Here is a 22385-nt window from a genome sequence, read left to right on the forward strand (position 1 = left end):
CATGAGTGTGGCCTCCCCCCTGAGCAGTGAGCCGGTTCCCGTCCTCGAGGTCGGCGGCACCCATGTCACCACCGCGTGGGCCAGCGAGTCCGGTGAGGTCGAGGTCGTCGACCGCATCGACCTCGACAGTTCGGGCAGTGCCCCGCAGCTGGTCTCGGTCCTGGTCGAGGCCGGGCGCGGCCTGTTGGCCCCCGACGGTGCCGCGTGGGGAGCGGCGGTGCCCGGACCCTTCGACTACGACGCCGGCATTGGCGACTACACCGGCGTCGAGAAGTTCCAGTCGCTGCGCGGGGTCGACCTGGGTGATGCCCTGCGCCGGGGACTCGGTGCCGCACAGGTGCATTTCATCAATGACGCCGACGCCTTTGGCGTGGGGGAGTGGATGACCGGGGCCCTGGTGGGCATGGGACGCGGGGTGGCGATGACCCTGGGCACGGGCATCGGCTCGGCGTTCATTGCCGATGGCCTGCCGGTGGTCACCGGCGACGAGGTGCCTCATCTGGGCGAGGTCCACACGATCACCCTGGACGGGGTGCCGCTGGAGCAGATCGTCTCGCGGGCAGCGATCCGCAGGAGCTACCGCGACCTGACCGGCGAGTGGCTCGACGTCAAGCAGATCGCCGAACGGGCCTACGCCGTGGAACCGGCGGCGCTTGAGGTCTTCGACGAGGCCTTCGCGGCCCTGGCCCAGGCCATGATCCCGGTGCTGCACCGTTTCCGGGCCGAGGCGCTCGTGATCGGGGGGTCCATCGCCCAGTCGCGGGAACTGGTCAGCCAGTACCTGACCGGGCGGCTGCTGCAGGCCGGGCCCGGTGGCTCGGCGCTGCCAGTCGCGATCGCCCCCGACCCCATGCGCAGCGCCCTGGTCGGGGTGGCGCACTGGGTGAACGCCCGCCAGGCCGGACGGGGCGGTTACTCGGCGTAGCGCCGTTCGACGCGGCCGGAGATCAGACAGGTCACCTCGTAGCTGATGGTTCCCATCAGCTCGGCCATCTCGTCGGTGCCAATGAACTCGTTGCCCTGCCCACCCAGGCAGACGACCTCGTCACCAACGCGGTCGTCGGAGGAAGGACCCAGATCGATCATGGTCTGGTCCATGCAGACCCGTCCCACGATCGGCACCCGGCGACCGTTGATGATCATGGAACCCCGGTTCGAGTTGCGTCGGCTGAACCCGTCGGCGTAGCCGATCGGCACGGTGCCGATCCAGGTGTCGCTCGGCGCCGTCCAGCTGCGGCCGTAGCCGATGCTGGTGCCGGCGCTGACCCACTTGCGGAAGAACAGCCGCGACTGCAGCCGAATCGCCTGTCGCAGCGCCACCGTGCGCGGGGTGGTGGCATCGGGGTAGTAGCCGTACAGGGCGATCCCCGGACGGGCCAGGGTGAAGCCGCTCAGGTCATGCCCGAGCAGGGCGCCGGAGTTTGCGGCATGCACCCACCGCAGTCGACCACCCTCGTCCTGGATGGCGGCCACCACGCGGCGGAACTCGTCCAACTGCCGGGCGGTGAATCCGTGGTCGTCGGCCACGTCACTGGTGGCCAGGTGGGTGAAGACCCCGGTCAGGCGGACACCGGGCAGGGACCGGGCCAACCTCGCCAGCCGCACCCCGTCCTCGAGGGGGGCGCCGATCCGGCCCATGCCGGAGTCCAGCTTCAGGTGGACGGCGACGCTGCCCGACCCGGCGGCCGCGGCGGCCTCACGGAGGGTGGCCTCGTCGACGACGGTCAGCTCGATGCCCGCGGCGACGGCGGCGTCGAGTTCGTCGGGCAGGCAGTGCGAGAGCTTCAGGATCGGCAGGCTGATCCCGGCGGCACGCAGTTCGACCGCCTCGGGGACGGTGGCGACGCCCAGCATCTCGGCGTGACCGGTGCGCTGCAGGTGGCGGCTGACCTCGACGGCCCCGTGGCCGTAGGCGTTGCCCTTGACCGCGGCCAGCAGGGCGGTGCCGGGGTCGACCCGGGTGCGCAGGGCACGCAGGTTGTCACCGATCGCCCGCAGGTCAATGGTGGCGGTGACGGGGGCGGACGCGGCGGGCATGGCGTCCATTCTGCCTCCTCAGCCGCTGCGGCGCCGGTCGGCGAACTCGGCCCGGGCGTAGCTGGCCACCGTGAAGGTCGACCAGCCGTCGGTGGCGGCCCCCACCCCGCCCCCGATGACGGGAATGCGACGGGCCAGCAGCACCCCCAACTTCTTGCCGCCCAGCAGTTGCATGAGCTGGCCGAGCACGTGCTGAGAAATGGTCGAGTCGAGTTCGGAGTCAAAGGCGGGTGCGGTCGCGATGGCCATGGGGGTCGAGGGCAGGTCACCGCTGCGGATCAGCTCGGTGGCATTGTTCTCGCCCAGCAGGCACATCAGGATCGCGCTGCGGACCCGGTTGTCGTCCAGGTCGTAGCCGCGCAGGTGGGCGATCGCGGCCACCATCCGGCACTGGATCACCGAGACCCCGGCCAGGTTGGCGGGCAGGGTGACCGCCATGGTGACCAGCCCGCCGAGATTGGTGGCGAAGCCCTGGGCGCCGGCCAGGGCGACGTGCTGGGTGACGAGGGCATCAATGGCCGATTCGCGGTCGGGCTTCTTGCCAAGATGGGAGGCGGCAGCGTCCCGGGCCGAGGGCACACCGGCGGCCCCGTCGATGGCGAGCTCGAGCACCCGGCGCATTGCGCCACCAGCGGTGGGCCGGTACTTCTGCCCGGTGGCGATGAGCGCCTTGCCGATCTCGTTCGCCGTGGCCATGGTGCCTCCTGTGTCGGGTCGCGGGTGGGGCCACTCCAGCCTATGTGCTGGTGACCTCATCCACATGGGGTGCGACCCGGATTGAGCCCCGAGCGACACGGCCGCCGCGGCCGTGGACGCAGGCCCAGCAGTGGAACACTGGACGGGTGCTGCACCTGTTCGGACCCGAGAGCGAGTGGCCGCGTCAGGACCTGATCGCCTTCTCGGAGGAGTTCGATGCCTACCTGGCGTTGGCGGCCTACCGCAGCGGCGTCTTCCCCATGCCCCTGCTCGAGGGCGACCACCCGACCGACATGGGGTGGTGGTCACCCATGCACCGGGGCATCCTGCCCGTGGGTGGCCTGCGGGTCAGTCGCAGCCTGCGCAAGACGGCCCGGCGCTACACCACCACCGTCGACGTGGCCTTCGACGAGGTGATGGCACGATGCGCCGACCCCAGCCGCGAGGGTGGCTGGATCACCGACGGCGTCGTCGAGGTCTACCGCTACTTCCACCAGCGCGGCGTGGCCCATTCCGTGGAGACCTGGGACGCCGCCGGCCGACTGGTGGGCGGCTTGTACGGCGTCAACGTCGGCGGGCTGTTCTCGGGGGAGTCAATGTTCCACGACCACGAGCTGGGCCGCGATGCCTCCAAGGTGGCCCTGGTGCGGCTGGTCCAGGAACTCGGCCGCGGAATCGAGCCCGACCTGCGCGACCAGGTGCGCCTGCTCGACATCCAGTGGCTGACCCCGCACCTGGCCAGCCTGGGGGCCGTCGAGGTGTCCCGCAGCGACTACCTCGCCCGGCTCGAGCGAGTGTTGTCGGCCGACGCGCCCCGATTCCACCGCGGTGAGCAGCATCGTCGTAGCGTGGTGCCACGACAGCCGAGAGGGGACCAGCATGCCTGAACTGCCCGAGGTCGAGGCGCTGCGCCGGTTCCTGGCCGAGGCCTGCGTGGGGCAGGCCATCGAACGGATCCAACTGGTGGCCTTCAGCGCGCTGAAGACGGTCAGCCCGCCGCTGGACGCGCTGCTGGGCCTGCAGATCAGCGGCGTGAACCGGTACGGAAAGTTCCTGGACATCGACGCCCAGGGCGTCCACCTGGTCTTTCACCTGGCTCGGGCGGGCTGGCTGCACTGGCGCGAGCAGATGCCCGACACCATGCTGCGGGCCGGCAAGGGGCCGATGGCGCTGCGGGTCCACCTGTCGAACGGTCAGGGCTTCGACCTGACCGAGGCGGGCACCCAGAAACACCTGGCCGTGCACGTGGTGACCGATCCCCACGACATCGCCATGGTCGCCACGCTCGGCCCCGACCCGATGGCCGCGTCCTTCACCGCCGACGACTTCGATGCGGTGCTGTCGACCGCCGGGCGCGCCCAGATCAAGGGCGTCCTCAAGGACCAGCGGTTGCTGGCCGGCATCGGGAACGCCTACTCCGACGAAATCCTGCACGTGGCCAGGCTCAGCCCCTTCCACCCGTGCAGCTCCCTGACCCGGGAGCAGCGCGACCAGCTGCTGGTGACCATCCGCTCGGTGCTCACCGAGGCCATGGAGGCCACCGTGGGGGTCGGTGCCCAGAAGCTGAAGGACACCAAGCGCACCACCATGCGGGTGCACGGCAGGACCGGGCAACCCTGCCCGGTGTGCCAGACGCCGATCGCGGAGGTCTCCTTCGCCGACAGTTCGCTGCAGTACTGCCCGGGATGCCAGACCGGCGGCAAACCGCTGGCCGACCGTCGCCTCTCTAAGCTGCTGAAGTAGCCTCGTGCCTGCGGTGGCCAGCGAGTGCCGGGACGCGACAGGGCCCCGGTCCGAGGACCGGGGCCACGTCAGGGTCACCAGGGAGCAGCGTCAGCTCCAGCGCGACTGGATGCTCTTCTCGTTGGCGTCGTAGCCCTCCGAGATCGAGGTCATCACCACGCCCATCTTGTTGACGATCTCGCTCATCTTCAGAGCGGACTGGTCCCACTGGCGCTGCACCTCGCTGTAGGCGGCGCGAGCGGCGCCATCCCACTCCGAGAGGTGCTGGTTGAGGTCACCCTTGAGGCTGTCCAGGGTGTCGTTGAGGTTGGTGTGAGCCTTCTTGAGGCTGCCGATGCCCTGCTGCATCGCCGCAGAGTTGACAAGAGTGAAGTCGCCCATGATGTTCTCCTAAGGTCTCGTGGTTGTCAGCAGCTCAGAGCATGCCGAGGATGGGGTTGGTGGCAGCCTTCTGTTCCTCTTCGGTCTGCGTGTAGCTGACCTGTGAGCCGACGAGCTTCTGGTGGATGTCGTCAAGACCCTTCTTGACCTTTTCGAACTCGCCGTCGAACTGGGTGTAGGCGCCGTAGAAGGCGTCGGAGGCCTGACCCTTCCAGCCGGTGCGCAGCTGGTTGATCTCGCCGGAGAGGGCGTTCTGGAGGGCGTGGATCTTGCCGTGGGCGTCCTCGACCTGGCCCGCGGCGGTCTGCATAGAGGCGCGGTTGACCTGACTCTGTCCCGACATGGCGTTACCTTTCCTGATGGGGGGCCGAGAGGTTTCTCGACTGTGGTTGCTCCCCTGTGATGCTGGCAGGGAACTCAATGGTTCTGGAAAAAACAGTAGGGCGCGGCAGGGTCACTTGGCTGGGCCACGGCCGGACTGGACGACGGCCGTCGGGACGCCCGCAGGATGTGCGCCAGTCGGGGTCAAACGGTGGTGATCGACGCCCTGGAGAGGTCCACCCCGGCCGGCAGCCCCGTCGGGAAGAGGTTCAGGACCCCCTCGGGAACCCGGCCCACCGGGGTGTCTGGACCGTAGCCCAGCGCCAGCCGCGAGGCCTGGTCGGGGATGCCGTAGATCTTGCCGTTGGTGACCAGGAAGGTGGCCGTCTGCTCCCCGCGCAACGTCTGGTTCTGCAGGATCGCGCCGCTGAGGGTGTCCATCTCGATCAGGTCGGCCTTGTTGCCCACCGGGTTGACCAGCGTGGCCGGCCGGGTGGGGGTGGGGGCCCCAATGGTGATGTTCGGCCAGGTCTGGTCGCCGCCAACGTAACTGGCGCACAGCGAGAGCTGGTCGACGCTGCCGATGTTGGTCGGGCCCTGCGGACGGCCGAAGGGCAGTCCGCTGGTGCCGAAGGTGGTGGTGTTGTCGGCGAACTGGGAGTAGTCGGACTCGGAGATGGGCGTGGCCTCGGGGGTGCCGGTGGCCACCATCAGCCGCATGTCGAGGTAGGACAGGCGCACCAGCCCGTCATTGAGTTGCACGTAGTAGCGAGTCTCGGCGTCATCGGGGGCCCCGATGCGGGTCAGCGTGCCGATCGTCCAGTTGCCGCGCACGGGCTTGCCGCCGGCACCGGGAATCTCGCGTCGCTCGATGGGGTGACCGAAGGGCAGCGAGGCCAGCCAGGCATTGTTCACCCGGAACAGCGGCAGGTTCTCGATCAGCGGCGAGACGGTGCCCTGGTTGAGCAGCTTGTGGCTGGTGCCGTTCATCACGATGTACTGCTGGCCGTCGGGGGTTTCGACGGCGATGTCGACCGAACTGGTCGAGGCCGGAGCCCGGTTGCCGATCTGGACGGTCAGGAAGCGGGCGCCGGTGGGGTTGGGTTCGGTGGCGCAGACCCGCAGCGGAAAGGGCGTGATGTTGGCCGGCAGCGGCAACTGGTAGGGCGCCTGGGGGATGCCCTGACGGGGCCGCTGCTTGATGCCGAGCAGGTCGGCGCTCTTCACGGTCACCATGTCGGGCTCGGCGCCATTGCCGGCCTGCAGCCGCGCCGAGACGACATCGTTCATCGGGACCAGCGAGTCGGTGGCGTCGTCCCAGACGAACAACTCACCCGAACCGCTGTCATGGATGACCACCCCGGTCTTCTGCCACTGGTCGGTGGTGACCTGCTTGCGGATCAACCCGAAGACGGCGAACCCGGCCAGCAACACCACGCCGATCAGCAACGAGACAAAGGTGGCGGTGCCCACCCGGCGCAGCGGCGGGGACTGGTCGTCCGGGTTGCGGGTGACCAGGGCCGAGACCAGTCGTTGGGTCGTGAACGAATGGGCCTTCAACAGGTCCTTGCGCGACGCCACCGTGCCTCCTTCACTGGTCCTGGGCGACACCTGCGTGCCTGCTGGGGTCGGATACTCAGGTCATCCCCATTCTGTTCCCCGGGGGGTTCACGTCGGGACGAATGCCGAGCCGGACCTGTGCCACCCTAATTGCTGTCCACCGGCACGGCCAACGCCGAGGACCTCACCAGGCAGGCGTGAACCGACGTGCCGCAGGCCCCTCGGTTCGCCCCCGCGGCCCCTAGAGTAGGCGCGAGCAGCGCGGGCGAACATCCAGGAGGACCCATGGCACGAGCGGCCCAACTGGCAGTACGGACGCCGCGGCGACTCACCACCCGCTTCTGGATGCGGTCATTGGGCTGGGAGTTGGCGATCGCAGCCGCGGTCCTGTTCGCCCTGACCAGCACCCGCAACGGCTACCTCATCGCCGGGGTGGTCGCCGGGGTGGCACTGCTGGTGGGCATCCCCGTCAAGGGCCGCAGCCTGATCGGCTGGGCCGACACGGCGCTCGGCTACCTGCGACGCCGCGGCGAACAGATCGACGAACCCGCCGACATGCCCGTCGACCTGGTGCCGCTGGCCCAGTGGGTGCCCGGCCTCACCGTCAACCAGACCCGCTCGGCGCAGGGTGCCGAGGTCGGCGTGGTCACCGACGGACGCAGCTGGACCGGGGTGCTGGCGCTGAACTCCGACGACGTCCTGGTCGCGGACTCCGGGGAGAAGATCGACCTGGACGCCCTGTCCGGACTGACCCGCCAGGATGACATCGTCTTCGCCGGTCTGCAGGTGGTCACCTACACCGTGCCCGCCCCTGTCGGGGTCCTGTTCCCGGACGGATCGCCCGCGCCGTCGGCCTACACCGAGGTGTCCGGGGCCGACATGCCCCCCGCGGTACGGATGACCTGGCTGTGCGTGCGACTGGACCCGCGCCTGTGCCTGGAGGCCGTGGCCCGCCGGGGTGCCTCCACCGACGGCATCTACGCCACCCTGCGCTTCGGCATGCACCGCGTGCAGGCGGCCCTCAAGCGCCAGGGCATCGTCACCCGGGCGCTGACCCCCCTGGAGATCTATGACGTCCTGTCGCTGACCAGCGGCTCGACTCCCGACCACGGGGAACACCGCTCCAGTGAGGAGTGGACGACCTGGCAGTGCGACGGGCTGTCCCACACCGGACGCCACGTGCGCAGTTGGGGCTCCACCAAGTCCCTCGGCTACCAGGCGTTGTTGCAGGCGCTGAACAACGCGCCGGTGCTGTTCGCGGTGACGTCCTTCACCCTGGACGCCGCCTCCCGGGCGACCGGTGCCGTCCGGCTCGCCGCACCCACCGCCGAGCAGGCCACCGCGGCCGCCGACGTCCTGGCCGCGGCCCTGCCGACGTCGGTGAAGCTCTCCTTCGCCGGCGGCGCGCAGGTGCCCGCGATGCTGGCCACCGTGCCCCTCGGGAAGCAGGTTGAACGATGAGCAGTCCCACGACGACCAGCACCAGCAGCGAGTGGCGGCTGCCGCCCGTCGAGGCCACCGGCAAGTCCGCCGTGGTCCGGACCGGTCCCAGCGGTGTGGTGCTGGGCCGCACCAACCGGGCCGAGGTCTCCTTGCGGCTGTTCCGCCCCCAGGGCACCCGGATGTTCCTGGCCGCCCCTGACTACGCCACCTGGCTGCTGGTCTTCCGCGCCGCCTGCCTGGGGGCGCACATCACCATCGTCGCCAGCGACCACCGCAACTGGAAGTCACTGGCCGAGTCGATCCGGCGGGTGGGTGGGACCGCTGACCTGCTCAGCCGCGGCGACAAGGTGCCCGGTCAGGGCCGCCCGTATCGTCCGAGCCTGGTCGTCGACGACGCCGACGGCAACGAGTCGACCCAGGTGGCCGTCGGCGCCTGGCAGGCGATCGCGGTCATCGGGGACGTCTCGGCCGGCTCGGCGGTGCACTCGCTGCGCAACTGCGACCTGGCCCTGCTCGGGCAGGTCGACGCGAAGGGGCTGGACAACGTCCGCCGTGCCTACGTGCTGAGCCAGGCACAGCTGCGCCAGGCCAGCAATCTGGGTGCCAGTGACGTGGTGCTGGCGATGCCACGCCGCACGACCCGGGTCTCGATGCCGCCCGGGCCCCAGGAATACCGGCTGCTCTTCACCTAGGGCCATCCGGGCGGTGGGGCTGCTCAGCCGCTGGTCATGCCGCGGAAGCGGGCGTACATGTCGAGGGCGGCGAGCACCAGGGGGATGATCGCCATGATCGAGAGCCACTCCAGGATGTCCCCGACCCGACCCCAGACGGGGCTCGGCACCTTGTTGTAGACGGCGGTGGCAAAGAACGTCAGGGCCAGGATCAGCACCACTGACAGCCCGAAACCGGCAGCCACCTGCACCAGCAGGGGGTAGCGGCTGATGCCAATGACGAAGGCCAGCAGCAGCATGGCGGTGCCGGTGCCCATCAGGGCCAGACGTTGTTGCAGTCCCACGAAGGCATTCGAGCGCAGCGTCAGGGCGGTGCCGATGACGGCCACCAGCAGCAGTTCCCACAGCTCGCGGGTGAGCAGCACCGGCAGGGCCAGGAACAGTGCGGCCAGGCTGGTGGCCGTCAGGAAGCTGGCGAGCAGCCGGTCGGCCAGCAGGGCACGCGAGACGATGTCGTTCTGCACCGGTGTCTCGTCAGCCAGCATCGTCTCGGCGTCGGGGGGCAGCGCCGGCAGCGCGATCTGGGCCAGCTTGTAGCTCCAGGTCGGCAGAAGGGCGGTGATGGCCACCAGGAGGCACAGGCCCACCAGGCAGATGGTCCCGAAGTGCTCGGGCAGCACCGTCATGGTCGAGCCGGCCAGCAGCACCAGCAGCGCCGTCATGGCCGCGGTGAACAGCGGCATCACGCTGACCTGGGCGGCGATCGCCACCGCTGCGGCGACGACCAGCACGAAGGCGGCACCGACGGTCAGGCGCAGCGGCACGCTGGCGTCGTCGGGCAGCAGGTTGTAGCCCGACAGGAACGACAGGGCCACCGAACCCCAGGCCAGGGCGGTGGCCACCCGGTACTCACCGACCGCGCGGGAGACCGAGATGGCGGCGATGGCGCCGGCGAAAGCGAGCAGGCCGCAGCCGATCGCCCCCCACAGCACGTGGTCACCGACCGGTGCCAGCAGCCGTCCCAGGGTGGCCATCATGTCCGGATCGAGGGGTTGGGTGATCACCATCAGCGGCAACCCCACCATCAGCACCAGCACCAGCCCCAACGCGAACCGCTGGGAGTGCTTGGGGAGCCACGACGGACGCTGCGCGGTGGTGGTGGCCACCGCGTCGATCACGTCGTCGAAGGCGGCGTCGGGCAGCGCATTCTCGCGCTGGCGCAGGTGCAGGGTCTCCCCGTCGCTGATGGACAGCTTGTTGACCCGGGCGGTGGGATCAAGCGGATCCTCGCCGAAACGCTGCAGCACCCAGGTGTGGACCGCGTCAGTGGTGTTGCTGGCCTCGAAGCCGGCGAACTTCACGATGCTCGGCATCAGTTCACCGAGGGTCACCGAACCGGGTAACGCCAGGTCGACCCGACGGTTCGGGGAAATGATCGTCACCCGCGCCAGGTCCTCGTCCATCACGCTGCTCACGGGCAGCACACTACTTGCTGCGGGGTCGGCCAGCCCGCCGCGCCAATGGGGCCAGCCGTGGCTGGCCCGGTCAACGACTATGTTGGGCGATGCGGTGCGACTGGTCACCGCACCGTCTCACCGAGGGCATGGGGCATGGGTTCACTCACGTTCAACCGGGCCAAGCGGGCGGCACCACCGCCCATGCCGCGCGGTGATCTGTTGTTGGAACCACCACCCGAGATTCCGCCGCCCACGCCGAGCAAACCGTTCGGCACCCTGCTGCGGATGCTGCCCATGGTCGCCGGGGCGCTGGCCATGGGCGTGATGATGATGGGCGGTGGCGGGCGCGGTGCCGGCCCCCTGGGCGGCATCGTCGGCGGCATGTACGCCATCTCCATGTTCGGCATGATGCTCAGCCAGACCGGGCGCCAGAACGACGACCAGTCCCAGCAACTCGACGCCGGACGACGCGACTACTTCCGCTACCTCGGCCAGACCCGCCGCCAGGTCCGCCAGGCCGCCGACCAGCAGCGCGCCGCCGTCGCCTTCCGCCACCCACCGCCCGAGACGTTGTGGACGATCATCGGCAACAGGCGCATGTGGGAACGACGCCGCGACGACGAGGACTTCGCCTCCATCCGGGTCGCCGTCGGCCCCCAGCAGTTCGCCAAACGGCTCACCCCACCGGAGTCCCAGCCGTTGGAGGACCTGGAGCCATTGACCACCGGGGCCCTGCGCCGGTTCATCCGCACCCACCGACTGGTCCAGTCGGTGCCGTTGGCGATGAACCTGGACGGCTTCCGCGAGATTCGCCTGGTCGGGGACGTCGAGGCCTGCCGCAGGCTCGCCTACTCGATGGTCGCCCAGACCGTCACCTGGCACGCCCCCGCCGACATCCGGCTGATGGTCTGCGCCGCGCCCGGCGTCCAGGACCAGTGGTCGTGGGTGAAGTGGCTGCCGCACCTGCAGCACCCCCACGAGCGCGACGGTGCCGGCCCCGTGCGGCTGTTCGCGACCTCTGCTGACGACCTGCAGGGCCTGTCCATGAACCAGGCCAACCCCGACTCCGACCCTGCGCAGGTCGTGGTCGTCGTCGACGGGGTCGACGACGTGGTGGCCAGCCAGTACGGCACCCCCTCGGCCCACGCCATCGGCATCCATGTCACCGGCGAGACCCAGGTTCCGCGCCGAATGCTGGACAAGGTCGCCTTCCTCGAGGTCAAGGGTGAGACCGTCACCCTGCACCGCCGCACCCCCAAGGGCGTCATTGCCCGCACCTCGCTGGGACGACCCGACGGGGCGCCGCTGGTCTACCTGGAGATGCTGGCCCGCCAGTTGTCCCCCTACCGCCTGCCGGTGAGCGCCACCATGGACGAGGAGGACGCCCCCGAGGTCGTCTTCGAACCGCCCAAGGACTACCCGGCGATGGTCGGCGTCGGTGACCCGCTCACCCTCGACGTGCGCCAGGCCTGGAAACTGCGGCCGCTGCGCCAGCACCTGCGGATCCCGTTCGGCACCGCCGAGGACGGGCGTCCCGTCGAACTGGACCTCAAGGAGGCCGCCCAGGGGGGCATGGGCCCCCACGGCATCTGCATCGGCGCCACCGGGTCGGGCAAGTCGGAGTTCCTGCGCACCCTGGTGCTGGGTCTGGCGATGACCCATTCCACCGAGCAGCTCAACCTGGTGCTGGTCGACTTCAAGGGCGGCGCCACCTTCCTCGGGCTGGACGACCTGCCGCACGTCTCGGCGGTGATCACCAACCTCGAGGGCGAGATGAGCCTGGTCGACCGGATGCAGGACGCCATTGGCGGCGAGCTGGACCGTCGCATGGAGGTGCTGCGTGCCGCCGGGAACTTCAAGAACCGCGAGGACTACGAGGCCGCGCGCCAGGCCGGGGCCGACATTCCCCCGATGCCGCACCTGTTCATCGTCGTCGACGAGTTCTCCGAGCTGTTGAGCGCCCGACCGGAGTTCATCGACCTGTTCCTGCAGATCGGTCGCGTCGGACGATCCATCGCGGTGCACCAGCTGCTGGCCTCGCAGCGGCTCGAGGAGGGCAAGCTCAAGGGCCTGGACACCTTCTTGTCCTACCGGATAGCGCTGCGCACCTTCTCACCGGCCGAGTCGCGCACCATCATCGGCGTGCCAGACGCCTATGAGCTGCCGCCCGGCCCCGGCAACGGCTACCTGAAGTTCGACACCGTCTCGATGGTGCGCTTCAAGGCGGCCTACGTGTCGGGACCTTGGCACGGGTCGCCGACCGTCGGTGGCGGGGTCACCGTCGCCGACGACCTGGGCGGCGCCCTGCACGAGTCCGACGCCTGGCACCCGCCGGTGCTGGAGTTCGCCGCCCAGCACGTGCCGCCGGTGCAGCGTCCCGAGATCGAGGCCCCGCCGGCGCGGGCCGCCCTGGAGCCGGCCGCGGTCACGCCCGCGGCGTCCGGGACCGAGGACGAGGAGGAGGAGACCCTGCTCACCCTGGTCGTGAACCGGATGAAGGGGCACGGCTGGCCCGCCCACCAGGTGTGGCTGCCGCCCCTGGACGACCCGCCGACCATGGACCAACTGCTGGGCGGCGGACTGGTCGAGATCCCGGCGAGGGGCCTCACCTCGGCCGACCAGCGCATGCATGGACGACTGCGCGGCCCGGTGGCGCTCATCGACCGCCCCCGACACCAGCGCCGCGACCCGATGTGGATCGACTACTCCGGGTCGGGCGGCAACCTGGCCGTGGTCGGCGGCCCGCAGGCCGGCAAGTCAATGGCACTGCGCGCAGCGGTGACCGGCCTGGCCCTGACCCACACCCCGGTGGAGGTCGGCTTCTACATGCTCGACTTCGGTGGTGGTGGCCTGACCTCCCTGCGCGAGATGCCGCACGTGGGTTCGGTGTGCGGGCGCCTGGACGTCGACCGGGTGCGCCGCACCATCGCCGAGATGAACACCCTGCGCACCAGCCGCGAGGTGCTGTTCGCCGAGCAGGGCATTGACTCCATGAACACCTACCGCCGCGGGCGCCGCGACGGCACCATTCCCGCCGACCGCTTCCCCACCGACGTGTTCCTGGTCATTGACGGCTGGAACACCCTGCGGCAGGAGTTCGAGGCCCAGGAGCAGACCATCACCAACCTGGCCGCCACTGGTCTGGGCTTCGGCATCCACGTCTGGATCGCGGCGAACAAGTGGTCGGAGATGCGCGCCAACATCCGCGACATGATGCAGTCACGCATGGAGCTCAAGCTGGGCGACCCCTTCGAGTCGGAGATCAATCGCAAGGTGCAGGCCATCGTCCCGGCCGGCCGGCCGGGTCGGGGCATCACCAATGACGGCCTGCACTCCCTGGTGGGGCTGCCCCGCATCGACTCCGTCGAGTCGGCCGATGACGTCGCCGCCGGCCAACGAGACATGATCGAGCAGATGAACAGGGCCTGGCAGGGTCCCCGGGCCGCCCCGGTGCGGATGCTGCCCGACAGCCTGGACATCACCACCCTGCCCGCCGTGGTCCACGACGGGATCCACCGCCAGATTCCGTGGGCGATCGACGAACTGGAACTGGCGCCGGTCGTGCTCGACCCCACCTCCGAGCCGCACCTGATGATCTTCGGCGCTCCCGAATCGGGCAAGACCAACCTGCTGCGGGTGTTGCTGCGCGGCATCACGGCCAGGTACACCCCCAAGGAGGCCAAGATCATCCTGGTCGACTACCGGCGCGACCTGCTCGGCGAGATCGAGAGCGAGCACCTGATCGGCTACGCCGCCTCCTCCCAGGCCGGCACCGAGCTGCTCAAGAACGCGGCGGACGCGGTGCGCACCCGACTGCCCGGCCCCGACGTCACCCAGCAGCAGCTGCGGGACCGGTCATGGTGGAGTGGCGCCGACATGTTCGTGGTCGTTGACGACTACGAACTGGTCGCCACCTCCCTGGGCAACCCGATGATGCCCTTCGCCGACCTGGTCAGCCAGGCCCAGGACATTGGCCTGCACATCATCCTGGCCCGCGGCATGGGCGGAGCCGGACGCACCGTCTTCTCCGACCAGATCGTCACCCGGATGAAGGACGCCGTGAACCCGGCGCTGATCATGAGCGGCCCCCGCGACGAGGGCGTGCTGTGGGCCGACGTGAAGCCCAGCCCGCTGCCCCCGGGCCGCGGCACCCTGGTGACCCGTGCCGGCAAGGTGCTCGTGCAGATCGCCGACGTCACCGGCGAACAGGAACAGCGCTAGCGGCGCGCCAGCGGCTCAGTCGTCGTCCTGGTCGTCGGGCTGCTCGGCCGGGGCGAAGTCGCGTCGGGCAGCCGCCGGGATGACGAGCTTGAGGGTCAGGCCCAGCGCGGCCAGGCCGGTGGCGCCGGCGGCGATGGCCAAGGTCAGCCGGCGCGGTCCCGGGTCCACCGGCGGCGGCGGTTCGGTCCTCACCGGCGGGGCGGAGGTCGTCGGACTCGGATGCGAGGTGGTCGGCACCGCCGTCCCGACCAGCGCCCGCACCGGGTTCACCACGCCCCAGCCGACCTTCGGGTCGGGCGGGGCCGCCACCGGCCGGTCAGCGGTCTCGACCAGCCGCTGCCTGACCTGCGCCGGGGTCAGGTCGGGTTCGCGCTCCAGCAGCAGGGCCACCACGCCGGTGACCAGGGGCGCCGCGAACGAGGTCCCGGTCACATTCGTGTAGGCCTGGTTGGCGACCAGGGACGCCACGTCGCTGCCCTTGGGCTTGGTCGAGGGGGCCAGCGCGGTCACCAGGTGGCCGGGGGCGGCGATGGTGACCTGCATGCCGGCCGCCGAGTACGAGATTTCGGAGGGGGTGTCGTCCGGCTTGGTCGCGCCCACCGAGATCACCCCCGGGTACGAGGCCGGGTAGGCGGGGCCGTGCAGGCCGCTGTCGGTGTTGCCCGCTGCCGCGACGACCACGATGCCGGCGTCGATGGCCTTCTTGATGGCGGCCTCGTAGGCGGGGTCCTTGACGCCCATCACCTGCGAGATGTTGATGACGTCGACCCGGGCGGCCACGGCCTCGTTGATGGCGGCCACGGTCGGGGCCGGTGACTCCGACTGCTGTTTGCCCTCGTCGTCCAGTGGTACCGCCAGTCCGCGGTAGGCGATCACCTTGGCGCCGGGGGCGACCCCGCCGAAGTTGGTGCGGGCGTCGATGCCCGAGGTGCTGGCGATCAGTGAGGTGACCTGGGTGCCGTGGCCGCAGTCCAGTCCATCCTTGCGGTCCTGGTCGTCCAGCGGAATCATGTTCAGGCTGGTGACGTCATTGGCGTTGAAGTAGGCGGAGTTGATGTTGCTGGTGCCCGTGTCGATCACCGCCACGGTGACTCCCTCGCCGGTGGCCAGCGCCCAGGCCTCCTTGAGGCGCAGCCGGTCCATCTGCCAGGCATGCGCGCCCTGGTTGCCCGACGGCTGGAAGGTCCGGCACAGCGAGACCTCCAGCGGGTCCGCGGCCCGGGCGACGGGGACGGTCGCGACCAGTGCCGACAAGCCCACCAGGGTGAGTGCCGCCGTGGTGCGCAGCGTCGCGCCGATCAGGGGGCGGCGGGGGCTGGTCGTGGGCACAGGGGCACTCTACCCAGCCACCGTGCCAGGGCCCCGCGTCGATTGCCCCCGCATCGATTAGCCTGTGACCCGACGACGGACTCTCGACGAGGATGGGGGGTGGGCGTGGCCGACAAGCCCTACGGCTGGTACGACGACCCCTCGGTCGCTGACCGCTTCCGGTGGTGGGACGGTGCCGGGTGGACCAGTTGGGTGAGCACCCGGCGCGATGCCCCGCCGCCCCCGGCCCCCGACCGGCGGGTCACCCCGGTGCCGACCACCGTGGACCGGCTGCTGCGCTGGGGCGGTCTGGCCACAGTGGTGGCCGTGCTGGTCTTCGCGCTGCTCGCTGGCATCGGCATGGTGCTGAACCGGCGGGAGGCACGGACGCAGGTGCCGACCGAACCCACCGAGGTGATCACCACCACCCCGGCACCGAGCCGGCTCCAGTACCAGAGCGGCATCCTGGTGATGGACGGGTTCCTCAGCGTCCCGCTGCCGGAGGGCGACTTCGACCGCGCCGAGGCCGATCGAGGCCGCGACGGGCTGTTCGCCACCAAGTACGTCAGCCATCTGCCGGGCAGCGAGGTGCCGGCCGGTGCCCCGGGAGCCCAGCTGCTGGTGGGTCTGGCCGCCGACGGGCTGATGCATCCGCAGTACCGGGGCACCAATGCCGGGCTGGCCGCCACCCAGGTGGCCTACACCGTCTTCGGGGCCGTCGAGCCGTTGGTGGGCCAGCCCGAGATCACCGAGGGGGACCTCGACGGTCACCGTTCCTGGCAGGCCACCGTCCCCATCACCTACCGCGACGGCGACGTCCAGCACCGCGCCGAGGTGCGGGCCCTGGTGGTCCAGCTGGACGACTGGTCCTGGCTGATCTGGGCCGCGGCCACCACCGAGAAGGTGAGCGAGGACCAGCACCGCCAGTTGGAGGCGTCCCGGCTCGGCATCCGCTTCGCGTGAGGACCGGTGGCGCAGGGCTTAGGCTGATCGGGTGCTGCTCGGATACTTCGGTCCCGCGGGGACCTTCACCCACCAGGCCCTGCTGACCCTCGGTGACCACGAGAACCGGCCCTACGCCTCGGTGGTGGCGACGCTCAATGCGGTGCGTTCCGGCGAGGTGGACGCGGCCCTGGTGCCGATCGAGAACTCGGTGGAGGGTGGCGTCTCGGCGACCCTCGACAACCTCGGCTCCGAGCCCGTGCTGCGGATCATCCGGGAGGTGCTGCTGCCGATCCAGTTCGGTCTCTACGGGCGGCCCGGCACCCGCCTCGAGGACGTCCGCCGGGTGCTGACCCACCCCCATGCCGCCGCCCAGGTGCGGCTGTGGCTGGCCGCGAACCTGCCGCACGCCACCGTCACCGAGGGTGGTTCAACCGCCGGCGCCGCGGAGGAGGTCGCCCGCCCGGACTCGTCCCACGACGCGGCCGTGTGCGCCAACGTCGCCGGCCAGATGTACGGACTGGACGAGATCGTCGGAGGCATCGCCGACAATGACGCGGCGGTCACCCGCTTCGTGCTGGTCGCCGGCCGCGGATCACAACCGGAACGCACCGGGGCGGACAAGACCAGCCTGGTCGTCTTTCCCTACCTCGACCGGCCCGGCAGCCTGCTGACGATCCTGGAACAGTTCGCGACCCGGGGCGTCAACCTGACCCGGCTGGAGTCCCGGCCCACCAAGACCACGCTCGGCTCCTACTGCTTCTCCATTGACGCCGAGGGCCACCTGACCGACGAGCGACTCGCCGAGGCGCTGTTGGGACTGCGACGGACCTGCCGCGACGTGGTCTTCCTGGGCTCCTATCCCCGCGCCGACGAAGTGGAGCCGACGACGGTCAGGGGCAGCAGCGACCATGACTACCGCAAGGCCCGCGCCTGGTTGGAGTCGCTGTAGGGGTCACTTCCGCGGCAGCATCACGGTGACCGCGCCGGGGACGACCTCGGCCTCGAACGTGCTCGCCTCGCCCAGGGTGTCGCCGTCGAACTGGTAGGGCATCGGCTCGGCCACCGAGATCTCGACCCTGCGTCCCTGCATCTCGGTGACGCTGTGCGAAGTCTGCTTCTTCAGCACCTTCAGACCCCACTTGAACCACTGCCCAAATCCGCGCGGCGAGGTGACGATCAGGTCGAGTTCCCCGTCGAAGGGGGTGCCGTGGGGGAACAAGGCCAGCCCGGCCTGCACCTCGCCGACGTTGCCGACCAGCATCAGGGTGGCCGGGTTGTCGTTGACCATGCGCCCGTCCAGGGTGACGGTGGCCTGCACGGGGGCAGTGTTGATGTTCTGGGCGACCGCAACGAAGTAGGCCACCGACTTCACGACGCTCTTCAACTGGGCGTTGGTCTCGGCCATCACCACCCCGTCGATGCCGAGCCCGCCCATCACCGCGAAGTGTTCGGCGTGACGGCGGTCGCCGTCGATGGTGACCTTGACCAGGTCGGTCGGGGTGGGGGTGCCGTCGAAGGCGATCCGCAGCGCATCGGACTCGTCCAGTGCGATGCCCAGATTGCGGGCCAGCAAATTCGCGGTACCCGCGGGGATGATGCCCAACGGGATGCCGGAGTGCGCCAGTTCCGAGCAGACCACCCGGACGGTGCCGTCGCCGCCAGCCACCAGCACCAGGTCGGGGCGCAACGCGATCGCGTCGCGGGTCATGGCGTAGCCGGGGTCTGCGGCGCTGGTGGTCAGCCAGTGCGGGTCGCCCCATTCGCGCACCCGCGCCTCGTGGGTGACGTGCCGACGGAAGGTCTGCTCGTCGCCGACCTTGGCGGGGTTGTAGACGACCGCCACGGTGCGGACCGCCTCGACGTTCTCGCGCACCGGGGGCGCTGAGTACCACACCGGTTCGGTCACCAACCCCGAGATGGCACCCGCTGCGGAGGCGGCCGCCAGCCCCAGCAGCACGGCGCCGACGGTGTCGCTGGCGAACGCCGCCCTGACCAGCCAGCGGTCGACGATGATGACCGCGACCGCCAGCGTCATCCAGACACGCAGCGAGCGGACGGTGCGAAAGTTGGCCCTGGTGACGGTGGCCACGACGACCACCATCACGGCGGCGGCGGTGGCGACGGCGACGTCCGAACTGGGGTAGCTGAACCCCCGCAGGGTGAAGGACGGCTCGTACCACGGGGCCGGTCGGGGTCGGGCGACGAACAGCTTGACCGCCCAGCTCAATGCCCAGGCCATGGCGGGGGCCAGCACCAGCGCCAGCGCCAGGTTGCGCAGGCGACGCCGGTGGGCCCACTGACTGCCGAAACAACAGGCGATCATCACCACCACCGGCAGCGTGACGACCGCCAGCGCCCGGCTGATCTCCAGGACCGTGCTGCCCAGCCGCGGCGGCGCCATGGCCCGGTCGAAGTCGTCCAGCAGTCGGGTGCCGAAGACCAGCCCCGACCAGGCCAGGAAGGCGACGATCGAGGTGATCAGGGCGGTGACGGCGAACCGTGAGATCTGACGCGGTCGACGAGCAGCCCCGACCGGCGGCGACGACGGGGTCGTGGCCATGTGGCACCACCCCCTGTCCGTGACGATATTGGCTACGTGTCAGCGTAGTGGGCTGGATAGAGTTGGGGCATGATCGATCCCGCCGTGCTGCGCACCGACCCCGACCGTGTTCGTGACTCCCAGCAGCGACGCGGTGAGTCGGTGGCGCTGGTCGACCAGGTGCTGGCTGCCGACACCGAGCGCCGCAGCAGCATCGCCGCCTTCGAGTCGTTGCGGGCCGAGCAGAAGAGCTTGGGCAAGGACGTCGCCAGGGCGAGCGGTGAGGAGAAGGCGGCGCTGCTGGCCCGCACCAAGGAACTGTCGGCCGAGGTGAAGCGCACCCAGGGGCTCGTCGAGGTCGCCGAGGCCGCCTACGCCGAGGTGTACAAGCAACTGGGCAACCTGGTCATCGACGAGGTCCCCACCGGTGGCGAGGACGAGGGCACCATCCTGGAGACCATCGGAACCCCCCGGGACTTCGAGGCCGAGGGCTTCACGCCCAGGGACCACCTCGAACTCGGCGAGTCGCTGGGCGCCATCGACATGGCCCGTGGCGCCAAGGTGTCCGGGTCGCGCTTCTACTACCTGACTGGTCAGGGTGCCCTGCTCGAGTTCGCGCTCAGCCAGTTCGCGCTGTCCAAGGCACTGGAATGGGGCTTCATCCCGATGATCCCGCCGGCGCTGGTCAAGGCCTCGGCAATGGAGGGCACCGGCTTCCTGGGGCAGGCCGCCCAGGACGTCTACCACCTGGAGCAGGACGAGTTGTACCTGGTCGGCACCGCCGAGGTGCCGCTGGCCGCCTACCACTCCGACGAGATCCTCGAGGTGGGCAAGCTGCCGCTGCGCTACGCCGGGTTCTCACCCGCCTATCGTCGCGAAGCCGGTTCCTACGGCAAGGACACCCGCGGCATCTTCCGGGTGCACTGGTTCGACAAGTGGGAACTGTTCGTCTACTGCGACCCGGCCCAGGCCGAGGCCGAGCACCAGAAGTTGCTCGACTGGGAGAAGGAGTTCATCACCGCCCTGGAAATCCCGTTCCAGGTGCTGGACGTGGCCTCGGGCGACCTGGGCCTGTCGGCAGCCCGCAAGTTCGACTGTTACGGCTGGCTGCCCACCCAGCAGCGCTACCGCGAGATCACCTCGACCTCGAACTGCACTGACTTCCAGGCCCGCCGCCTCGGCATCCGCGGCCGCTTCGAGGGCGGCACACGTCCGGTGGCCACGCTGAACGGCACCCTGTGCGCGATGACCCGAATGATCATCATGCTGCTCGAGAACCACCAGCAGGCCGACGGCTCCGTACGCATCCCTGAGGCGCTGCGGCCCTTCCTGGGCGGGCGGGAATCGTTGACCCCGGTCGTCTGACCCGGCGTCGGGGGTGGTGGTGCGCCGGGACGCTCAGAACCAGCGGCGCAGCTCGTCGCTGGTGCCCCCGTCGAGGAAGTGTCCGGTGACGGCGTCGGCGTAGACCTTCACGCCGTCTACGGCATTGCCCATCGCCACGCCGCGCCCGGCCCAGGCGAGCATCTCGACGTCGTTGTAGCCATCGCCAATGGCGAGCACGTCGGACTGGTCGACGCCCAACTGCGCGCACACCTTGGCCAGTCCCTGCGCCTTGTTGACGCCCTGGGGGGCGATGTCGAGCCAGTTCGACCACCCCACCGCGTAGCTGACGCCGTGCATGCCCAACTGGTCGGCCAGGGTGAGGAACTCCTCGTTGGGCACGTCCGGGTCACGGATGACGATGCGGCTGGCGGGTTCGGCGCACAACTGGTCGATGGTCTCAATGATCATCTCGCCGGTCAGGTCCCCATCGGGGAACAGCCGGTTCAGCCGGAAACCGGTGCCGACCACCTCGACGGCAATGCGCGCCTCGGGGGAGAGCTCGTGGATGTGGCGGATCACCCGGGCCGGGTCGAAGGTGGCGACCTCGGTCAACTCGAAGGGAGGGTAGTTCACCAGGACGGCGCCGTTGGAGCAGACCGAGGGACCGGCCGGCAGTTCGAGCAGGTCGAAGATCGGCTTGGTGCCGTACCAGCCTCGTCCGGTGGACAGCACCACGTGGGCACCTGCTGCCAGTACTGACGCCACCGAATCCCTGATGTGGCCAGGCATCACGCTGGCCTCGTCAACAAGGGTGCCGTCAATGTCGAGGGCGACCAGACGTGGTCGCCAACCTGGAGCAGTCATGTGTCCTAGCTTGCCACTGCCTTTCAGGCGGCCTGCACCGAACGGCCGCGACCCTGGCGGCGGGTGGTGACGGTGCGGTAGGCCGTCATCACCTGTTCCAGGCTCGGGGGCACCTGATCCGGGGCGACGGGGCCGGCATTGTCGCCGGCGCTGCGGGCCTTGCGCAGGTGACGCTTGACGGTCGACAGGGAGCAGCCCAGTCGCTGGGCGATCGACTCCAGGGAGTCGTACGGGTTGGCGTTGCGCAAGCGGACGACCTCGTGGTGGTCGACCTGGCGGTTGGGTGCCGAGACACCGGCATGGGTGTCCAGGTCCTCGGGTTGGGGACGAACACCCAGCAGGGTGCGCATCTCGCCACGCTGACGAGGCGTGGTGCCGGCAACGAATCCGGCGACGTCGTGCTCGACGACGGCGGTGTAGAGGCATCGGGTCATCAACGGGCAGTCGAGGCAGATGTTCTCGGCCTTGCGCTGCATCATCATCAACTGGCGGCGCTCATCAACATTTCGGGGGGCGAGCTGGTCCTCGAGCATCGGATTCTGGAACAGGTCGGTGTATTCGACGCAGACGGGAATGGTCAGTGCTGCATTGATCGTGGTGCTCATGTGGTTCATTCCATCCTCTTGCCGCAGGTGCTTTCGGGGGTCTGACGTCAGGGCGCCCCCTACGGGTTCCACCTGATTCGTGCCTGCAACTAGGCTCCCACGAGCCTCTTTGCTGCGGCATTGGTCAAAAGGGGGGTAACTACTCGTCTTGGGTGGGTACCTGCTGCGCATCTGGTTGAGCACCCACCACGCGGGAGTTGAGTATCCATACTCAGCATGGCCAGCAAGAAGTTGAAGCTTCACGCATTCCTTGCGGAATGGCGCTCAA

Annotated in this window: 19 protein-coding genes; 9 read left to right on the plus strand and 10 right to left on the minus strand. The window is 69.6% G+C overall.

Annotated features, from left to right (window positions below):
- The first annotated feature begins 1 nt into the window (after position 1).
- Complete coding sequence (locus IPV09_RS02975; RefSeq protein WP_207473582.1) at positions 2 to 925, plus strand: ROK family protein; 924 nt, start codon at positions 2 to 4, stop codon at positions 923 to 925.
- On the opposite strand, the gene alr is transcribed toward IPV09_RS02975, so the two are convergent.
- Entirely contained in the window at positions 913 to 2037 is a 1125-nt protein-coding gene (alr, locus tag IPV09_RS02980) for an alanine racemase (protein WP_207473583.1), read from the minus strand. The two genes, IPV09_RS02975 and alr, sit on opposite strands and share 13 nt — an antisense overlap.
- 18 nt (positions 2038 to 2055) lie before the next feature.
- Positions 2056 to 2733 (minus strand): EcsC family protein, encoded by a 678-nt coding sequence (locus IPV09_RS02985; RefSeq protein WP_207473584.1) that lies wholly within the window; start codon positions 2731 to 2733, stop codon positions 2056 to 2058.
- Positions 2734 to 2879: 146 nt separating this feature from the next.
- Between IPV09_RS02985 and aat the strand changes: the two genes are divergently transcribed.
- The gene (aat, locus tag IPV09_RS02990) at positions 2880 to 3620 is read left to right on the plus strand and encodes a leucyl/phenylalanyl-tRNA--protein transferase (protein WP_207473585.1); all 741 of its coding nucleotides are present in this window, start codon (positions 2880 to 2882) and stop codon (positions 3618 to 3620) included.
- The gene (locus IPV09_RS02995; RefSeq protein ID WP_207473586.1) at positions 3613 to 4476 is read left to right on the plus strand and encodes an Fpg/Nei family DNA glycosylase; all 864 of its coding nucleotides are present in this window, start codon (positions 3613 to 3615) and stop codon (positions 4474 to 4476) included. Before aat ends, IPV09_RS02995 begins: the two co-directional genes overlap by 8 nt.
- A 90-nt stretch (positions 4477 to 4566) precedes the next feature.
- On the opposite strand, the gene IPV09_RS03000 is transcribed toward IPV09_RS02995, so the two are convergent.
- From IPV09_RS03000 to eccB, 3 genes are all read right to left on the minus strand, one after another.
- Complete coding sequence (locus IPV09_RS03000) at positions 4567 to 4857, minus strand: WXG100 family type VII secretion target (RefSeq protein ID WP_207473587.1); 291 nt, start codon at positions 4855 to 4857, stop codon at positions 4567 to 4569.
- Positions 4858 to 4891: 34 nt separating this feature from the next.
- Positions 4892 to 5200 (minus strand): WXG100 family type VII secretion target, encoded by a 309-nt coding sequence (locus IPV09_RS03005; protein ID WP_207473589.1) that lies wholly within the window; start codon positions 5198 to 5200, stop codon positions 4892 to 4894.
- Positions 5201 to 5382: 182 nt separating this feature from the next.
- Positions 5383 to 6759, minus strand: a complete 1377-nt coding sequence (eccB, locus tag IPV09_RS03010; protein WP_207473591.1) for a type VII secretion protein EccB — start codon at positions 6757 to 6759, stop codon at positions 5383 to 5385.
- A gap of 264 nt (positions 6760 to 7023) precedes the next feature.
- Between eccB and eccE the strand changes: the two genes are divergently transcribed.
- The gene (gene eccE / locus IPV09_RS03015; RefSeq protein ID WP_207473592.1) at positions 7024 to 8199 is read left to right on the plus strand and encodes a type VII secretion protein EccE; all 1176 of its coding nucleotides are present in this window, start codon (positions 7024 to 7026) and stop codon (positions 8197 to 8199) included.
- Complete coding sequence (locus IPV09_RS03020; RefSeq protein WP_207473594.1) at positions 8196 to 8873, plus strand: hypothetical protein; 678 nt, start codon at positions 8196 to 8198, stop codon at positions 8871 to 8873. The genes eccE and IPV09_RS03020 overlap by 4 nt, the downstream gene beginning before the upstream one ends.
- A 23-nt stretch (positions 8874 to 8896) precedes the next feature.
- Here IPV09_RS03020 and eccD read toward each other — a convergent pair whose 3' ends face one another.
- Positions 8897 to 10327, minus strand: a complete 1431-nt coding sequence (eccD, locus tag IPV09_RS03025) for a type VII secretion integral membrane protein EccD (RefSeq protein WP_207473595.1) — start codon at positions 10325 to 10327, stop codon at positions 8897 to 8899.
- A gap of 135 nt (positions 10328 to 10462) precedes the next feature.
- Here eccD and eccCa point away from each other — a divergent pair, with 135 nt between their 5' ends.
- Complete coding sequence (gene eccCa / locus IPV09_RS03030; RefSeq protein ID WP_207473596.1) at positions 10463 to 14530, plus strand: type VII secretion protein EccCa; 4068 nt, start codon at positions 10463 to 10465, stop codon at positions 14528 to 14530.
- Between the two features lie 15 nt (positions 14531 to 14545).
- On the opposite strand, the gene IPV09_RS03035 is transcribed toward eccCa, so the two are convergent.
- Positions 14546 to 15859, minus strand: coding sequence for a S8 family serine peptidase (locus tag IPV09_RS03035; RefSeq protein WP_207473597.1), 1314 nt, complete (start codon positions 15857 to 15859; stop codon positions 14546 to 14548).
- A 105-nt stretch (positions 15860 to 15964) separates the two neighbouring features.
- Between IPV09_RS03035 and IPV09_RS03040 the strand changes: the two genes are divergently transcribed.
- Both IPV09_RS03040 and pheA read left to right on the plus strand, forming a co-directional pair.
- The gene (locus IPV09_RS03040; protein WP_207473598.1) at positions 15965 to 16801 is read left to right on the plus strand and encodes a DUF2510 domain-containing protein; all 837 of its coding nucleotides are present in this window, start codon (positions 15965 to 15967) and stop codon (positions 16799 to 16801) included.
- A 31-nt stretch (positions 16802 to 16832) separates the two neighbouring features.
- Positions 16833 to 17732: a prephenate dehydratase gene (pheA, locus tag IPV09_RS03045; protein ID WP_370590196.1), complete on the plus strand. Its 900-nt coding sequence runs from the start codon at positions 16833 to 16835 to the stop codon at positions 17730 to 17732.
- Positions 17733 to 17735: 3 nt separating this feature from the next.
- Here the strand turns inward: pheA and IPV09_RS03050 are convergent, their stop codons facing one another.
- The gene (locus tag IPV09_RS03050; protein ID WP_207473599.1) at positions 17736 to 19343 is read right to left on the minus strand and encodes a diacylglycerol kinase family protein; all 1608 of its coding nucleotides are present in this window, start codon (positions 19341 to 19343) and stop codon (positions 17736 to 17738) included.
- A 69-nt stretch (positions 19344 to 19412) separates the two neighbouring features.
- Here IPV09_RS03050 and serS point away from each other — a divergent pair, with 69 nt between their 5' ends.
- Positions 19413 to 20687: a serine--tRNA ligase gene (gene serS, locus IPV09_RS03055; RefSeq protein ID WP_207473600.1), complete on the plus strand. Its 1275-nt coding sequence runs from the start codon at positions 19413 to 19415 to the stop codon at positions 20685 to 20687.
- A gap of 33 nt (positions 20688 to 20720) precedes the next feature.
- Here serS and IPV09_RS03060 read toward each other — a convergent pair whose 3' ends face one another.
- Both IPV09_RS03060 and IPV09_RS03065 read right to left on the minus strand, forming a co-directional pair.
- A complete protein-coding gene (locus tag IPV09_RS03060; RefSeq protein WP_207473601.1) occupies positions 20721 to 21512 on the minus strand; it encodes an HAD family hydrolase in 792 nt (263 codons plus the stop codon).
- Between the two features lie 23 nt (positions 21513 to 21535).
- Positions 21536 to 22117: a WhiB family transcriptional regulator gene (locus tag IPV09_RS03065; RefSeq protein WP_207473602.1), complete on the minus strand. Its 582-nt coding sequence runs from the start codon at positions 22115 to 22117 to the stop codon at positions 21536 to 21538.
- Between the last annotated feature and the right edge of the window lie 268 nt (positions 22118 to 22385).

The organism is Tessaracoccus sp. SD287 (assembly GCF_017355265.1).
In the GTDB taxonomy this organism is placed as follows: Bacteria; Actinomycetota; Actinomycetes; order Propionibacteriales; family Propionibacteriaceae; genus Aestuariimicrobium.

What these genes read in the sequence shown, in the direction of transcription:
- IPV09_RS02975 (WP_207473582.1), top strand. Translation starts at nt 2, where the DNA reads ATGAGTGTGGCCTCCCCCCTGAGCAGTGAGCCGGTTCCCGTCCTCGAG.
- alr (WP_207473583.1), bottom strand. Translation starts at nt 2,037, where the DNA reads ATGCCCGCCGCGTCCGCCCCCGTCACCGCCACCATTGACCTGCGGGCG.
- IPV09_RS02985 (WP_207473584.1), bottom strand. Translation starts at nt 2,733, where the DNA reads ATGGCCACGGCGAACGAGATCGGCAAGGCGCTCATCGCCACCGGGCAG.
- IPV09_RS02995 (WP_207473586.1), top strand. Translation starts at nt 3,613, where the DNA reads ATGCCTGAACTGCCCGAGGTCGAGGCGCTGCGCCGGTTCCTGGCCGAG.
- IPV09_RS03000 (WP_207473587.1), bottom strand. Translation starts at nt 4,857, where the DNA reads ATGGGCGACTTCACTCTTGTCAACTCTGCGGCGATGCAGCAGGGCATC.
- IPV09_RS03005 (WP_207473589.1), bottom strand. Translation starts at nt 5,200, where the DNA reads ATGTCGGGACAGAGTCAGGTCAACCGCGCCTCTATGCAGACCGCCGCG.
- eccE (WP_207473592.1), top strand. Translation starts at nt 7,024, where the DNA reads ATGGCACGAGCGGCCCAACTGGCAGTACGGACGCCGCGGCGACTCACC.
- IPV09_RS03020 (WP_207473594.1), top strand. Translation starts at nt 8,196, where the DNA reads ATGAGCAGTCCCACGACGACCAGCACCAGCAGCGAGTGGCGGCTGCCG.
- eccCa (WP_207473596.1), top strand. Translation starts at nt 10,463, where the DNA reads ATGGGTTCACTCACGTTCAACCGGGCCAAGCGGGCGGCACCACCGCCC.
- IPV09_RS03050 (WP_207473599.1), bottom strand. Translation starts at nt 19,343, where the DNA reads ATGGCCACGACCCCGTCGTCGCCGCCGGTCGGGGCTGCTCGTCGACCG.
- serS (WP_207473600.1), top strand. Translation starts at nt 19,413, where the DNA reads ATGATCGATCCCGCCGTGCTGCGCACCGACCCCGACCGTGTTCGTGAC.
- IPV09_RS03060 (WP_207473601.1), bottom strand. Translation starts at nt 21,512, where the DNA reads ATGACTGCTCCAGGTTGGCGACCACGTCTGGTCGCCCTCGACATTGAC.
- IPV09_RS03065 (WP_207473602.1), bottom strand. Translation starts at nt 22,117, where the DNA reads ATGAGCACCACGATCAATGCAGCACTGACCATTCCCGTCTGCGTCGAA.